The 14,554-nt window shown below is 39.0% G+C and carries 14 protein-coding genes, 1 tRNA gene and 1 pseudogene; 3 read left to right on the top strand and 13 right to left on the bottom strand.

Going from position 1 to position 14,554, the window contains the following annotated elements:
* Positions 1–170 precede the first annotated feature (170 nt).
* The 6 genes and pseudogenes from CYO89_RS03060 to CYO89_RS03035 form a co-directional block, all read right to left on the bottom strand.
* A complete protein-coding gene (locus CYO89_RS03060; RefSeq protein ID WP_223231529.1) occupies positions 171–572 on the bottom strand; it encodes a DUF2809 domain-containing protein in 402 nt (133 codons plus the stop codon).
* A gap of 51 nt (positions 573–623) precedes the next feature.
* Positions 624–1,370, bottom strand: coding sequence for a nickel pincer cofactor biosynthesis protein LarB (gene larB, locus CYO89_RS03055; RefSeq protein ID WP_103572360.1), 747 nt, complete (start codon positions 1,368–1,370; stop codon positions 624–626).
* Positions 1,357–2,136 carry an ATP-dependent sacrificial sulfur transferase LarE gene (gene larE / locus CYO89_RS03050; RefSeq protein ID WP_103572361.1) on the bottom strand — a complete coding sequence of 260 codons (780 nt, stop codon included), beginning with the start codon at positions 2,134–2,136 and terminating at the stop codon, positions 1,357–1,359. The genes larB and larE overlap by 14 nt, the downstream gene beginning before the upstream one ends.
* Entirely contained in the window at positions 2,108–3,526 is a 1,419-nt protein-coding gene (gene larC / locus CYO89_RS03045) for a nickel pincer cofactor biosynthesis protein LarC (protein WP_103597089.1), read from the bottom strand. Before larC ends, larE begins: the two co-directional genes overlap by 29 nt.
* Positions 3,527–3,559: 33 nt before the next feature.
* A pseudogene (gene larA / locus CYO89_RS03040) lies at positions 3,560–4,471 on the bottom strand (nickel-dependent lactate racemase); the annotation flags it as partial.
* A gap of 160 nt (positions 4,472–4,631) precedes the next feature.
* On the bottom strand, positions 4,632–5,351 hold the full coding sequence (locus CYO89_RS03035; protein ID WP_083827858.1) for a transposase: 720 nt from the start codon (positions 5,349–5,351) through the stop codon (positions 4,632–4,634).
* 4 nt (positions 5,352–5,355) lie between these two features.
* Here CYO89_RS03035 and CYO89_RS03030 point away from each other — a divergent pair, with 4 nt between their 5' ends.
* Together CYO89_RS03030 and CYO89_RS03025 are read left to right on the top strand one after the other, a co-directional pair.
* Entirely contained in the window at positions 5,356–5,595 is a 240-nt protein-coding gene (locus CYO89_RS03030; RefSeq protein WP_087580539.1) for a hypothetical protein, read from the top strand.
* Positions 5,596–5,900: 305 nt separating this feature from the next.
* Positions 5,901–7,115 carry an ATP-binding protein gene (locus CYO89_RS03025; protein ID WP_103597086.1) on the top strand — a complete coding sequence of 405 codons (1,215 nt, stop codon included), beginning with the start codon at positions 5,901–5,903 and terminating at the stop codon, positions 7,113–7,115.
* A 46-nt stretch (positions 7,116–7,161) separates the two neighbouring features.
* Here CYO89_RS03025 and CYO89_RS03020 read toward each other — a convergent pair whose 3' ends face one another.
* The 7 genes from CYO89_RS03020 to yedE all read right to left on the bottom strand — a co-directional run bounded on the left by CYO89_RS03020 (position 7,162) and on the right by yedE (position 13,210).
* Positions 7,162–9,612, bottom strand: coding sequence for an aminotransferase (locus CYO89_RS03020; RefSeq protein WP_103597085.1), 2,451 nt, complete (start codon positions 9,610–9,612; stop codon positions 7,162–7,164).
* Positions 9,602–9,964, bottom strand: a complete 363-nt coding sequence (locus tag CYO89_RS03015) for a plasmid mobilization relaxosome protein MobC (protein WP_103597084.1) — start codon at positions 9,962–9,964, stop codon at positions 9,602–9,604. The genes CYO89_RS03020 and CYO89_RS03015 overlap by 11 nt, the downstream gene beginning before the upstream one ends.
* 152 nt (positions 9,965–10,116) lie before the next feature.
* Complete coding sequence (locus tag CYO89_RS03010; protein ID WP_103597083.1) at positions 10,117–10,662, bottom strand: hypothetical protein; 546 nt, start codon at positions 10,660–10,662, stop codon at positions 10,117–10,119.
* On the bottom strand, positions 10,640–10,942 hold the full coding sequence (locus CYO89_RS03005; RefSeq protein WP_103597082.1) for a hypothetical protein: 303 nt from the start codon (positions 10,940–10,942) through the stop codon (positions 10,640–10,642). The genes CYO89_RS03010 and CYO89_RS03005 overlap by 23 nt, the downstream gene beginning before the upstream one ends.
* A gap of 533 nt (positions 10,943–11,475) precedes the next feature.
* Positions 11,476–11,700: a hypothetical protein gene (locus tag CYO89_RS10515; protein ID WP_258032508.1), complete on the bottom strand. Its 225-nt coding sequence runs from the start codon at positions 11,698–11,700 to the stop codon at positions 11,476–11,478.
* A gap of 258 nt (positions 11,701–11,958) precedes the next feature.
* Positions 11,959–12,035 (bottom strand) — tRNA-Met (locus tag CYO89_RS02995).
* Positions 12,036–12,151: 116 nt separating this feature from the next.
* Positions 12,152–13,210, bottom strand: coding sequence for a YedE family putative selenium transporter (yedE, locus tag CYO89_RS02990; RefSeq protein WP_103597081.1), 1,059 nt, complete (start codon positions 13,208–13,210; stop codon positions 12,152–12,154).
* 136 nt (positions 13,211–13,346) lie between these two features.
* Here yedE and CYO89_RS02985 point away from each other — a divergent pair, with 136 nt between their 5' ends.
* Positions 13,347–14,546, top strand: a complete 1,200-nt coding sequence (locus tag CYO89_RS02985) for a molybdopterin molybdotransferase MoeA (RefSeq protein WP_103597080.1) — start codon at positions 13,347–13,349, stop codon at positions 14,544–14,546.
* The last annotated feature ends 8 nt before the right edge of the window (positions 14,547–14,554 follow it).

Raw genomic sequence — 14,554 nt, 5'->3', positions numbered from 1 at the left:
GTCTCGCACTCGGCGAGCTCCCTCAGCTTCGCCGTCACGTCATCGGGTAGTACTTTGCCCGTGTAGCCGACAAATTTCGCCATAACTTCAGTCATCTTTTTTATAGATTTTTCTTTATCCATCGCTTCTCATTTGCCAAATTTTACTTTCAAATTTTTCATAAGCGCCCGCTAGGACGCAGCCAACCGCGTAGCAGAGCAGATCGGCGAAATCAAACGTCCCGCCATCATCACTTTTAAAATTTTATTTTCTATGCCTAAAATTTGCACGGCGCCAAAATACTGCGCAAGTTCCAAAGCTGCCGCAAAGACAAAAATTTTAAGCGCTAAATTTGATGGCGTCACACTAAATATAGCTCTCACAAACGCATAAAGCAAGATAACCGCCAAAACGTCGCCCGCGTAGTGGCGCACAAAGCCGCCCTTTACGCAGATCGCGATGTAAATTTCTACCGCTAAAATCATGCCAGCCGCGGCTAAAAATGCTAGCCTAGTTCGCGCGCTTTGCCTTGTTTGCAGCTTTTGCATGCGCTTTGCAGCACTTTTTTGCTCGCTTAAATTTTCCTCTAGCAACGCTTTTCTTTTAAATTTAGCCGTTAAATTTGCCTCGCAAGCGGCGTAAATTCAGAGATGATTTATCAGGCTCGCGTTATACGCGGCGCCGAATCCGTTGTCGATATTTACGACGCTGACGCCGTTTGCGCAGCTGTTTAGCATCGCTAGCAGTGCCGCTAGTCCTCCAAAATTTGCCCCATATCCCACGCTGGTGGGCACTGCGATCACGGGTACGCTCACGAGGCCTGCTAACACACTAGCAAGTGCGCCCTCCATGCCCGCCACCGCGATCACGACCTTTGCGCCGCGTATTTGCTCTAAATTTGCGATCAGCCTGTGCAGTCCCGCCACGCCTGCGTCGCTAAATTTACGCGTGTCGTTGCCTAGAAATCTCGCCGTTTCGTACGCTTCCTCCACTACCGCGCCGTCGGCGGTGCCTGCGGAAACTATCGCGATGTAGCTTTGCGTGAGCGCGGGCTCTTTAAATTTGACGCTGATGACGCGGCCACGAGCATTAAAATTTGCCTGCGGAAAGATCTCACGTATGCGTTCAAAAACATTCTCATTTGTTCTTGTGATTAGGATATTTTCATTTTTTTCGCCGATCGCACTAGCAATTTGCAAAATTTCATCATCTGTTTTATTTGCCCCATATATCACCTCACCAGTACCATTTCGCAAAGCACGCTGAGTGTCGATTTTGGCGCAGCCCACGTCGCTAAAAGGAAAATCCCGTAAAAACTCTATCGCTTCGTGCTCGCTTTTTTCACCCGATTTTACGGTACGGATGAAATTTAAAGCCTCATCTCTCGTCATTTAAAATCTCCCCGCGAAGCCCTTTTAAATCAAGCAAAATATCATACTCGCCAAGCGAAGCGATCTCGCGTACGACGGCGCTAAAATCTCCCGCGCAAAAGCGCCTAGTCTCGCTCGCACCCATTTGCAGCTTAAAGGCTTTGCCGTCAAATCGCGCGCGAATATTTAAAAATCCGTGCGAGATTAGCAGATTTTCGGCTCGCTCCACGAGCGAAATTTCCTCCGCGGAAAACTCCCTATCGTGCGGTAAACGCGTCAGAAGGCACGCGTAGCTGGGCTTATCCGCGGTCGGCAGTCCAAGCTCGCGGCTAAGCTCTCTAATCTCTGATTTTTTGAGGCCTTTAAGCGGCGAAAGCACGCCAAGCTCGTCTTTTGCTTTAAGCCCCGGGCGGTATTCGCCAAGGTCGTCTAAGTTCGTACCGTCGGCGACGTTTGTAAAGCCTAGATGCTTTGCCAGCTCGATTAGCCGCGTAAAAACCGCCTTTTTACAGACGTAGCAGCGATCTTGCGGATTATTTTTTACCGCTTCGGGCGCTTCTAGCTCTAAAATTTCGTGCCTGATACCGTAAGTACGGGTAAATTCCACCGCCTCTTTTATCTCGCGCCCCGACATATAGGGCGATTTTAGCGTGATAGCTACCGCGCGCCGGCCTAGCGTATCGGCGGCAACGCGCAGCAGTAGCGAGCTATCCACGCCGCCGCTAAACGCTACGGCTAAATTTTCCAGCTTTTTTATATCATTTTTTAGAATTTCTAGTTTCGTCATATTTTTTTAAAGTCTCGTTTCTAACCTCGCGGATCGTCGTTTGAAATCTCTGCGCGGCTTTTTTGCAGTCCTCGAATTCGGGCTTGATTTTTAAAATTTCGGGGTAATTTCGGGCTAAATTTTCGTCCGTTAAATTTTGTTCGGCGTTAAAACCGCAAACTCGGCCGCGCGAAATTTTAAGCCTTATTTTGCCGTATTTAGTATCTACCTCGCAAAACTCGCGCGCAAGCCCCGTTTTCCTCACGGCGCACTCTCTAACTCCGATCGCCGTCGTATGCGCGAAAATTAGCCCCTTTATCCGCGCGGCGTCCTGCTTGCGGCACAGCGCGTTTAGCTCAAAGCCCGCGCGCCCCTTTTTCATAAAAATAGACCTGCTAAATACGTCCAGCGCGCCGCTATCTCGCAAAATATCGCACGCAAAGGCAAAGCTCTCGGCGTCCATGTCGTCGATATTAGTGGAGATTAAAATCCGCTCGCAAAGCTCGCCATAGCCGATCTGCACGCTCAAATTTGGCTCATCTCTCAAGCCTAAATCCTCGCTCGTTTCGCAAAGTATCACGCGAAGCGCGTTGGCAAAATCTGCGATGTCTTTATCGCCAGCGCCGTAGCCCGTGCTTAAAATTTTAAAATTTCGCGGCGACTCGCGGCGGTCTTGCTCCCTTAAATTTAGTGCGCAGGCCTTTAAAATCGCCGCTCCTGTGGGCGTAGTCATCTCGAAATTCGCTCGCCCTAGGCTTACTTGCGCGCTTTTTAAAATTTCGCAAACCGCAGGCGCCGGTACGGTCAGCCTGCCGTGAGCGCAGTGCGCAAAACCGCCGCCAAGCTCGATAGGCGAAGCAAAAATTTGCGGCGCACCCAAGGCCTCCAAACAAATAGCCGCACCCACTACGTCCGCGATGCTGTCCGCGGCGCCCACTTCGTGGAAATGTACTTGCTCTGCGCTAGTGCCGTGGATTTTGGCCTCGGCCTGCGCGATAACGCTAAAAATTTCGCTTGCCGTTTTTTTTACGAAAGCGCTTAGGCTAGAACCCTCGATAAGCTCTAAAATTTGCGTGAAATTTCGCGGACGCGGATGGTTTTGGGCGGACTTATCCGCTCTAAATTCGGCGCCGTGAATTTTGCCGTTTAAATTTTGACGCGGGCTAAATTTAGCGCCTAAGAGGCCAAGCGGAATTTGGCTCGGATTTGCCGCGCAAACGACGTCTATTTTGGTTGCAGAGATACCGCATTTTAGCACTTTGCGCTTGCGTAGGTAAAATTCGCTAGCTAAATTTAGCTTAGCAAGCTCGGCGCAAAGATAGCTAAAATCCGCGCCCAGATCCACCAGTGCGCCTAAATTCATATCGCCGCTGATGCCACAGCTAGCATCATAGTATAAAATTTTAGCCATACTTAAACCTTAGGCACAGTCATAGAGCCAAACGGCAAGATGACTATTTTTGTGTCCGCACCCTTTTTGTGCCTGATAAAGATCGACGTCCATCGGATAGGGCGCGACCGAGATCACGATATCTGCCTTGCGCGGAATATTTACGCAAAAGACCTCGTCTGCCTTTTTCATGCAGTCATAAAAGCTGTCGTTTAGGTGTCCGGCACTCGCGTAATACACGCCGTGTTCGCTGTCAAGCACCGTCTGGATCGAAAAAACGTCGATGTGCGCGAGCACCTTCATCGCGTCGATCATATCTTCATACACGGGGTTGCCCTCTAAGCGCAGCGCCTGAGCATCGGCGCTAAGGGCTAGTTTGTGGTTTTGCTCGATAGTTTCGTATTTGGCGACGCCGGGTAAAAACGCCTTTCGTCCGCCCGTATAGCCTGCAAAATAGTGCGGCTCGACCGAGCCTATGACGATCACTTTTTTTGCTTTGGCTACGATTTTGTTTAGATACATCTGCGTGCCGTTTTTGGACTCGCCCAGATAGCTCATTTCGTCTTTTTTCGAGTCGTGGTCGCATATTTCGCTTTTAGCGTTAAGCTCGGCGTAAATTTCTTTGCCGAATATCATCTCGTACTCTTCTAGCGTGCCCTCTCTATGGCAGCCTGTGGCGATGATGAAAATTTTATTTTTATCGCGGATTTTTGGGTAAATTTGCTTTAAAACTTTTGCCGTCGGCGTAGGTCTCGTGCCGTCGTTTACGATGATGACGATCTTTTCGTCGCCAGCGATAAACTCATCAAAGCTTTTTTGATTTATCGGATTTGCCAGAGCCTTTGCGATGAGTGCCGTTTCGTCGAATTTAGCCACGGGGTTGAGGTTAAAAACTCCCAGTAAATTTTTTTCCGGAACGCTTAGGTCGATGATATCATCTTTGCCGTAGCGAATAGGAATTCGCATGTTTGCTCCTTAAGTATAATTATTAATTTTTTATCTTAGGATCATATATAAATTTTTCTTTTAAATGTATTTAAAAAGGGTATTTAATTTTTAAATTTATAGAGCGGATAAAATTTATTATGGTTCTTTGTCAATAGTGGGGGGGGGTGTAAAAACACCTCTATCTATTGCAAAGACGTAAATATATCAATTTTCTAAATCTTTCATAGTTTCTTAGTCCATAAGATACTCTTTTTATTACTTTTATTTTGTTGTTATTTCCTTCTACAAACCCATTGTTTATTTTATATTCTACTATATTTATTATCTCTTTTTTCCAACTTGTTATTGTATCTGCTAGTTTTATACTTTGCTTTATATTAAATACTCTCAATTTTTCAATTAATTGCTCTATTCTCCTTCTCATTGTCTTTACTGTCTTGCTCTCAAACATCTTGTAAAATTCTTTTATTATTCTATACATCTTTTTCAATGTCTTATCTACTTTTAATATCTCTTTTAATATCTCTTTTTGTCTTTGACTAAACTGACTTATTGGGCTTTTACTTAGTATTTTCCAATATTTTTTTAACTTCTTATACTTTTCATTGTCTTTGTTAAATAATTCTACTCTTAAATCTCTTAATGCCCATATCCCTTGTCTTATTACATGATATTTATCTGCTACTATTTGGGCCTGAACTATATTACTATTTATTACGCTTCTAAATGGCTTAAACATATCCATTACAACTACTTGTGGTTGTATTTCAAATTCGTTTATTATATTTTTTATTGTTTGTGAATGTCTATTTCTTAATATATCTACTAGTTTACGGTTTTTATCATACATCGCTAGCTGATATTTCTCTTTTTCTATATTTCCTTTAAATTCGTCTATATGTATGACTGATGTATCTGGAGAGGTTTGTCTTTTTAGGGCGATTGCATTTTATGAGGGAGATATTAAGCATATTTATTTTGTTGCGGAGACTAAAGGGTCTATGAATTCTATGCAACTTCGCCAAGTCGAAGAGTCCAAAATCCACTGCGCAAAGGAGCATTTTAAGGCTATAAGCAATGATAGCGTGGTCTATGACGTAGTGGATAGCTATAAATCGCTACTGGATAAAGTTATGAGGTAAAAAATTTATTGGGAAGTTAGGTTGCAGTATAAAAGAGCCTGTGCAATATTCCAAAAAATGGTTATTGTGCTGCTCCTTTTGAGGTAAAATTTGACTACCATTTGTCAATATGAAAATCTGAGGTGATATTTCTTAAAACTCTACCAATAAAATACTCAGTGTGATGGAAAATCACAGTGACTGACTTAGTCTTGCCAGTTTTAGTTCGAATTAAATTTAAATATACAATTATCTTAACCAAACCATCCTTGTAAATTTATATATATTGTAGTATTATACTCCTAAATATTTAAGGATAAAATACTATGTACATCAAACGAGCCATAAGCGACGAAATAAAAGAGTATATGAAAAGCTTTCCAGTGCTTTTGATAAGCGGAGCTAGGCAGGTTGGCAAATCAACACTTGCTTTAAATTTAGATATACCAAACTACATAACGCTTGACGACATAAACATATATGAATCCGCAAAAAACGATCCTAAAGGCTTTATAGAACATTGCAATAAGCCTATTGTGATAGATGAGATACAAAGAGTGCCTATATTGCTTCTAGCCATAAAAGAATTTATAGATAAAGATAGAACAAATGGGCAGTTTGTATTAACTGGCTCTGCAAATTTAAAGGGTTTTAAAGATATTTCAGACTCTTTGGCTGGTAGGATAGGCATAGTAGAGCTATATCCGCTTTCTCAAAAAGAGTTAAGCCATAGCAATGAAAATTTGATAGATATTTTAAGTGGCGATATAGACCATTTGATGCTAAAAAAGTATGATAACGACGGCTTATCTGAGAAGATCATAAACGGTGGCTACCCGGAGATCACAAAGATAAACTCCGAGAAGTCAAAATATCTCTGGTTTAGCTCATACATAAGAACATATATAGAATCAGACGCCAAAGAGATAGGCAACATCAGAAATATGGATAAATTTATCGCTATGTACCGCCTATGTATGCTAAGAAGTGGCAACATCTTTAACAAAAACGAGCTATGCTTGGAGTCGGGTCTTGATAATAAGACATTTGATAGCTATTTTAGCGTGCTAGAGCATACATATCAGATCCAAAAGCTTCAGCCATACTTTAACAACGCTCTAAAAAGACTTATAAAAACTCCTAAAATCTTTGCTACCGACACAGGGGTGCTGGCACACTTACTTCAAATTTCATCAGCACAAGAGCTTGCAAATTCTCCTTATAAAGGTGCTATATATGAGACATTTGTATTTGATGAGCTACTAAAGGCAAATACAAGTAGCAAAAAAAGAGCAAATATATACTACTACAGAACGAGCGATCAAAAAGAGATAGACTTTATCCTTGAGATATCAGGTAAGCTCATAGCCATAGAGGTCAAATCCTCAAAAACTATCAGCAAAGATGACTTCAAGCATATCTATCACTTAAAAGAGAATTTACAAAGTAAATTTGATAAAGGCATAGTCTTTTACGCCGGAGATACGGCCGTAAAACTAGATGATGATATGTTTGCCTTGCCGTTTGGTTTTATGGATTAGAGATAGCTGAGAAGATGCAATGCTAATGATCTGACTTCTACAAAATCTATCTCTCCAAGCTGTCATATCCTGACTTTACATCCTGATCTTTGGGTTCTACTACACTTGATGGTTGTTTTGTTTGCTCTATCCCAAAGTCTTTATCAAGTCCTTGACCATATAGCTCTTGCTTTGTTATTTTTAGTGAACCAAATGATATATGATCCTCTGTTAGATATATCTTATCTGTTTTATAACACTCCTTTAGCTTATTAAAACCTTGCATATCTTGCCAATCTTTCATATAGGTTTTTATATTATGAATTAAGCCTTTATAGTTAATCTTAGCTATATCTGACAGGTATTTTTTAAAGTTTTCAGTTCTATTTATAAAAGCTAAATAGTATCTATTTATATCTAAATGGCCATCGATAGCTTTTACGAATCCTTCATATTCATTTTGTTTAAGTCCTAGCTTTTTAATGACGTCATCATTTAAAAGCCCAGTTTTTATCTTTCTAGATGCTTCATCAAATTTATCTCTAATATAGATATATGGAGTATAGTGTCTATTTTGGTTAAAAGAGTAGGCTATGTTTTCTTCTGGCAGGTATAGGTATCTGCCGCTCTTGCCAGAAAGTATTTGATGATTTTTATATTCTTTAAGCACAGCACTCTCGTCAAAGTATTCTATTAACTCTTTTATAGAAATCTTTGAAGATATGGCTTGGTAGCTTACTCTTTTAATATGTGAGTTGGTATCTTTTGGCTCACAGCTAAGCTCATATTTTCTTAGATTGTGTAAATTTTCATATAAGGCTTTAACATCCATATTGTTCAAATCTGTTTTTAAGCCAGCCTCTTCAATGGCTCTTGTATTATCCAAAGTTTTTCCACTAATGCTTACAAGTTCAGCTCCTGGCACTGGAGTGTAGTGAAATTTACTATAATGCAAGCTCGAGTTATTTACTATGTTATATAACCCAAGCTCTCTTGTTATCTCTTTTATGTATTCATCGTATTCATTTAAACTTGGAGCCTTTGTTGTGGGTATGATGAGTTTAAATTTTTCTACTTTTGTATCTGGTGTTTGATAAGTGGTTGGATATATGAAGCCTTTTATCCCTTTGCTTTGCAGTAAATTTTGAGCATCATTTGCACTAAATTTAGAGTTATCTATATCATATATAAGTGTAGGAGTTATGCCATCAATACCGCTAGCTTCTTCACTTTTATATTTGAAACTTGCCACTGATATAGCTGAATAGTTTTTAAGTACCGATTTTAGGTTGTATGGCTCTATTTGTATCGTTTCCCAGTTATTTAGCACTTGAGTTTTTGGGTCCTTATTTGGCGCGCCAAAGTCACTTCTCACACTCAATGTTATCTTTGGCTCATTTTTATTGGCTCGAAGTTCTATAAGCATTTGCTCTAGCTCATTAACTACGTGAAATAACGCTCCTTTTCTACAATTATAGACTATCTTGCACATTAGATCAGTTAGATTATAAGTTCCCTTAAACCCATCCACTCTTACTTTATATTTGTCATTTACTTTTTCAGGTTTTGCGGTGATGTTAAATTTCGCATTGATCATAGGTAAAAATTCTCTTATATCTATCGCATTAAGCCTCTTTGCTCTATCATAGTAGTCTTTTTTGAAACTCTCATCTTCTTCTATCATTCTTAATAGATAATCAGCTGTAGAATTTCTAGCATCAGCTAGCAGCTCTTCAACACTTATGTTTTGCTCCTTTGTGCTAACTTTTGGCTCGATAACTACATCTGTTGCTATCTTCATTTGCGTATTTTTTTCTTTGCCTTTCTTAACCTTTTTTGCTGCACTTTTAAAGCTTTCATATTGTTTTTCTAGTTGATCTTCATCCATGTTTAAAGGTTCTATATTATTTAGACCATACTTGTTAGATAAGATGTCATTAACCACTCTTTTAAATTTCTCTACTGATTTAGCCATGATAGCTTTTGTTTGTTGCTTGGATGCACCTTTTGTATATATTACTCCACCAGTTTTTACACTATGAGTAAATTTCATATTTTCAAAAGAGACTATTAGATGAATATGAGGCTCTCTTTTTAGTGGTTCGCCATTTTTATGTTTCTTGTTTAATACTCTGTTTTCTAGTGCCCCTTCCGGACGAGGAATATATGGCTCTTCTTTGATTATAGGCAGATGAGCTTCAGCATAAAAAAGTAGCTCATCTATGTCGTGATTTGGGAAAGTTAGTTTCAAAAAGTCCATTATAAACTCATCTATATTGCCACTTTCATATAGTCTGCTCCACTCCTCTGAAGTAAATGATAAGGATATATGATAGTAGTTATGTTTCTTATTCTTTTTCTTGCTCTGGTGCTTTTCAGACATCTCGATAAGATCTAAATTTCCAGCTAGAGGCAATCTATCATCTTTTTCATCTCTAGTTAGCTTTGAATCTCTTTTCTTACCAGTTTTTAGATAATCAGCTATGCCTTTTTCTCCCTTTGATATCTTAACTATCATAGTTACTCCTTATTATGCTTAAAATTTCAGTTAGGACTGATTGAACTTTGTACAACTCTTCTTGTGTTTGCAGTATCGTTTTTAAATCTATATTGCCACTAGTCTTATAAGCTATATTTAGTCTCTTTGCTATTTGATTGATGTTGCTAAAAGGTCTAGCAAAATATGTAATGATTGTTGGATATAGCTCTTTCTTTTTTATGGATTCAGAATTTACAGTGCCATTATCTATAAGATAGGAAATGATTTCTGATTTTGATATTTTTAGTTCTCTAGCCATATCAGATAATTTGCTATTTTGCTGAGAAGTGATCCTTATAGAGAGTACCTTATCCTTGACATTTTTTGACATATGATATCCTTTCATAAAATGTGATAGCGAGATGAAGCGTTTTAACGCTTCTTATATCTCGCATTGTAGCCCTCGGCAGAGCAAGATTATACAAGGTATGAAAACGAAGTGTCATACATTGTATGTGTCTTGCTATTAGAAAAATTTGCTTACTACCAAACATTGCTGTCACCATTTGTGTTTAGCCATTTAGTAAAATCTTTGCTAGCTTTTTGGCTATCTTGGTTGTAGATATGGATGATAAAGCCTTTAAGATTAGACACATCATAAAGTGCCTTATCTAGACTGCTTTGTAGTACAGATCTGGCTTCATTTGTCTTATGGCTATCATAAAACATGTAGCCAAAAAAGAAGATCGCTTCTATAAATACAAAGGCAATTAATGCAGATACTATATTCTTCATCAAAGAGCTAAAAGATGAGTTGATCTTCGATATAGTTTTGTCTGCACCTTTTAGAGTATTTTTAAAGTTGTTTTGAATATCTTTTGTTGCATTTATAAGCTCAATACTTCCTTGCTCTATAAGCTCTATTTTTTCTTTAAAGCTTTTATCAAAGCTATCTGCGGTTTGATTAAAAAGTTCAATATTATTTCTAATATTTTCACTAGCCTTATTGCCAATTTCAATATGTTCTTGTAGAGCAATTACGGCATTTGCCGCAACTGCTGTATCGCTACTCTTGGTTATTAGTGCCATTGCTTAGCTCCTCATCTTCTTTTTTGTTTTCGTTGGGTACGAGAATATGATATGCATCAGAGGGTTGATTGGCTTTTGTTGCCTCATACTCTTTCCTCCATTTGGAAAACTCCTTATTTGATAGCTTTACGCTATAACGATTTTCGATTAGTAACTTGCATTCTTTGAGTGTTGCTTGTTGTGGAAACAAGACTTCAATACACGCTTGTTTAATCTCATCCTTTTTCTTGTTTTTTCTAATGATTTTTAAATCATTTAAAAGTGTATTTTTGCTTGCCATATTTTTCTCTTTCTATTTTTTAAATTTTTATAAAGATAGTGATAACTATCTCACCAAATAGGCATACTTATAGTGTGCCTTTTATTCTGATATGGTAGATGTTGATAGGTTTTTATTTAAGTAGTTTAAAAGTAGAGAACTATTACAATAGGAGTCCTAACAACCTATCGTAGAGGTTCTCTTTTAAATACTTAAATAGAGCCTCTACTTTTAACTGGTTTTAATCATCTTAACCTCCTTGAGTAAAATATTTTTTTAAATTTGCGTGTATTATAGGATATTTTGGTGGCTAAATCGTTTAAAGTGGTAAATAATTGTTGACTTTTATTTCAGAAGCACGATATACTAGGGTTTTCCTGGCTTTATAGCATAAAAATACTTATAAATTACTTAATGCTAGTATATATATTAGGAATCGAAACAAATATCTTAAAATTATAGACCATGAATGGCCTTATTTTTAAGCGGAAAGATAAAAATGTTTTATTAATAACATGTATATTTTTTAAAAATAAACGAAAACGATTACATAATTACCAACTGCATTCTAGATACTCCCCAAGCAAATTATCAAATTTCACCCTAAGGCTCTCTGGTTCTTTTATCTTTATAAATGGCAGCCAGTATTTGACCACGCGCAGGATCTCGTAATGCTTATGTGGTCTATCTCTATTTTGTGTTTTATTGCTAGGAGATATGAATGAATCATAATCATCAAAAATATTTTTTAGCCCATGTTCAATAGCTATAAACGCCATTTTTACTACACATCTATACTCATTTTATTTAAGTTATGGTAAAAATTTAACCCAGTAGAATGACAGATTATATCATAGTAGATGATTCGTTAAAAAATTTTTACTTGTTTTTTAAAATTTTACAAAAAAACGTGTTAAAATTACTGCGAGCTTAAAAATTTGCTACATAAAATTTTATTTTGCTACAAACATTAAGCTATATTTTATGAAAGGTGACTGCAATATAATATTGTAGGAATATCGAAGTTTAGGTATTTATGGTGTCACGGGGGAGACTTGAACTCCCGACCTCCGGCTTATGAGACCAGCGCTCTAACCAGCTGAGCTACCGTGACAACTTAAAATAAGTTTTGGATTATACAACCTAAGAACTTATTTTTAGCTAAAATTTATCTCACTCAAATTTTATAGATAAAAAAGTAAATTTGACTGCAAGAGCAGCCAAATTCAGTTAAGCTTTTTTAGTGAAAAATCCAACATAGATAGCATATATAAAGCCTATCGCTACGGCATAGGGAGCATAAGGTGTGATGCCAGCTCCTGAGCTTGCAAGCACGAAGTTATGACTTATCGCAGCACCTGCTCCCATGCCTAAAACAAATACTGCTGAGCTTAAATTCCCAGCTCCCATTTGCACTAGGTGTTTGCCAGGGCAGCCGTAGCTTAGGCTAAAGCAAAGGCCAGCGAGCGTCATGCCTAAGAAATTCCAAAGCATATCATTGTGAGCGATAGGTTGTCCTTCAAAGCCAAATTTATATTGATCAAGCACTAAATTCGTTACGCTTGCGCAGACGATGATAGAGACTATGCCATAAAACATCGAGAAGTCACGCTCAAAAACTTTGCTGATAGCTCCTACTGAGCAAAATTTACTTCTTTGCATAAATGCGCCGATGATGATGGCACAAATAAGAGAGATAAATAAATTTGCATGCTGTGAGCCTGGGCCTTTTTCTGAGCTAAATAATGCGCCATTTTCGCCAAGTTTTAGGCCAAAGATAAGTGCTAGTAAAAGCAAAATAGCAATGATCAGTGGTAAAAATCCTATCGCCTTTGTAGTGGTTTCATTTTCAGGTAAAACGTAGCCATTTTTCTTAAAAGCTCGTCCCACAAAGACACCAGCAAACAAGCCAACAACGCCAGCAATAGCGGTCATATCTCCGCCTCCAAGACGCAAAAACGCCCTCCAAGGGCAGCCTAAAAATATGAGGCAGCCTATCATCGCAAACACGCCTAAGAAAAACCTAGAAAATGCCGCGCTACCAGATACTGGAGTGAAATTTCTACTCCAAAGCATGCTAGCTAGAAAGCCTCCGATGATAAGCCCTAAAATTTCAGGCCTTAGATACTGCACAACTTTGGCCTGGTGAAAGCCAAGCGCACCCATGCTATCTCGTAAAAAACAAGCCGCACAAACGCCCATGTTTGCTGGGTTGCCAAAATGAACGAGCACCGGACCAAGTATGCCAAGGCTCGCACCTGCGATGATGTAAAGTAGTGTTTTGTTCATGTAAATTCCTGTGTAAAGGTAAAACCAGACTGGTTTCTTAAACGATATTTTAATAATCATTAAATAAAACAAAGATTAATTTTTTGTAAAACAGAAGTGGCTAAAATATGCAAAAATTTCATAAAAAGGACAAAAAATGAAAGATTTTATGAGCTATGCAGATAGCCTGAAAATTCTAAAAGATACGATAAATGCGTGGGAAAAGGTCGAAAAAGTAGCTATCACAGATGCGCTTGATAGAAATATCGCCTACGATGTGAAAGCTACTGAGAACTACCCAGCAAAGCCAGTTTCAGCGATGGACGGCTACGCTTTTGCCTTTAAAGATGGCCTAAGCGAGCTTGAGCTCATCACTGATCTGCCAGCAGGTAGTGACAAAGGGCTACATGTAGAGGGCAGCAAATGCGTCAAAACCTTCACCGGCTCGCTAATGAGCGAAGGCACCGACACTCTTGTGCCAGTTGAAAATGTCGAGGTAAGTGGCTCAAAAATAATCATCAAAAAGAGCGTGCCAAAGGGTTTTGCCGTGCGAGCAGTGGGTGAGAGCTACAAAAAAGGTGAAATTTTAATAAAAAAAGGCACACGTCTAACTTACGCTGAGATAGCGCTTCTTGCCGAGCTTGGCGTCTTTCACGTAAGTGTCTTTATCCGCCCAAGAGTGGCGATACTTGCAACTGGTAGCGAGATAAAAGACCTTGGCGAACCTCTTGATAGTCCAGCGCAAATTCACAGCTCAAATCACGTAGGTATCGCTATGCAGATACGCAAAATGGGCGCGGAGCCGATCCTTTGTGAGATCGTAAGAGATAAGGCCGAGCTTGTCGAAAAAGCGATCATAAATGCGCTAAAATCAGCCGATATCTTGGTAACGACTGGTGGCATCAGCATGGGAGACTATGACTTTGTAAAGGGCGCTTTAAATGAAAACTTTAAGCTCATCATCGAAGGCGCTGCGATAAAACCAGGCCGCCACATCAGAGTGGCAAAATCAGGCGACAAATATATCTTTGCGCTGCCTGGATTTCCGTATTCGGCGATGGTTATGTGCGTACTTTACGTAAGAGTGCTTATAAATACTTGGTTTAGTCAAGAAGAGCCAAAGATCACGGCGATAATGGACGAAGACTACAAAAAACGCTCGCCATTTTTGGAATTTACAGCGGTAAATTTAGAAAACAGAGATGGCAAGATCTTTGTAAATTTAAACGGTAAAAAGCTTGGTAGCTCAGCGATCGTAAATAACCTAACAAACGAAGCTGCACTGCTTATCATCCCTAAAGAGACAGAATTTATCGCAAAAGGTGAAGTGGTAGAAGTTTTAAAGATGCCTTGCTAAGGGTAAAT

Source organism: Campylobacter concisus (genome assembly GCF_002913765.1).
GTDB lineage: Bacteria > Campylobacterota > Campylobacteria > Campylobacterales > Campylobacteraceae > Campylobacter_A > Campylobacter_A concisus_BB.
Note: the sequence above shows the minus strand (reverse complement) of the source record. Positions and strands in the feature narration are given on the sequence as shown.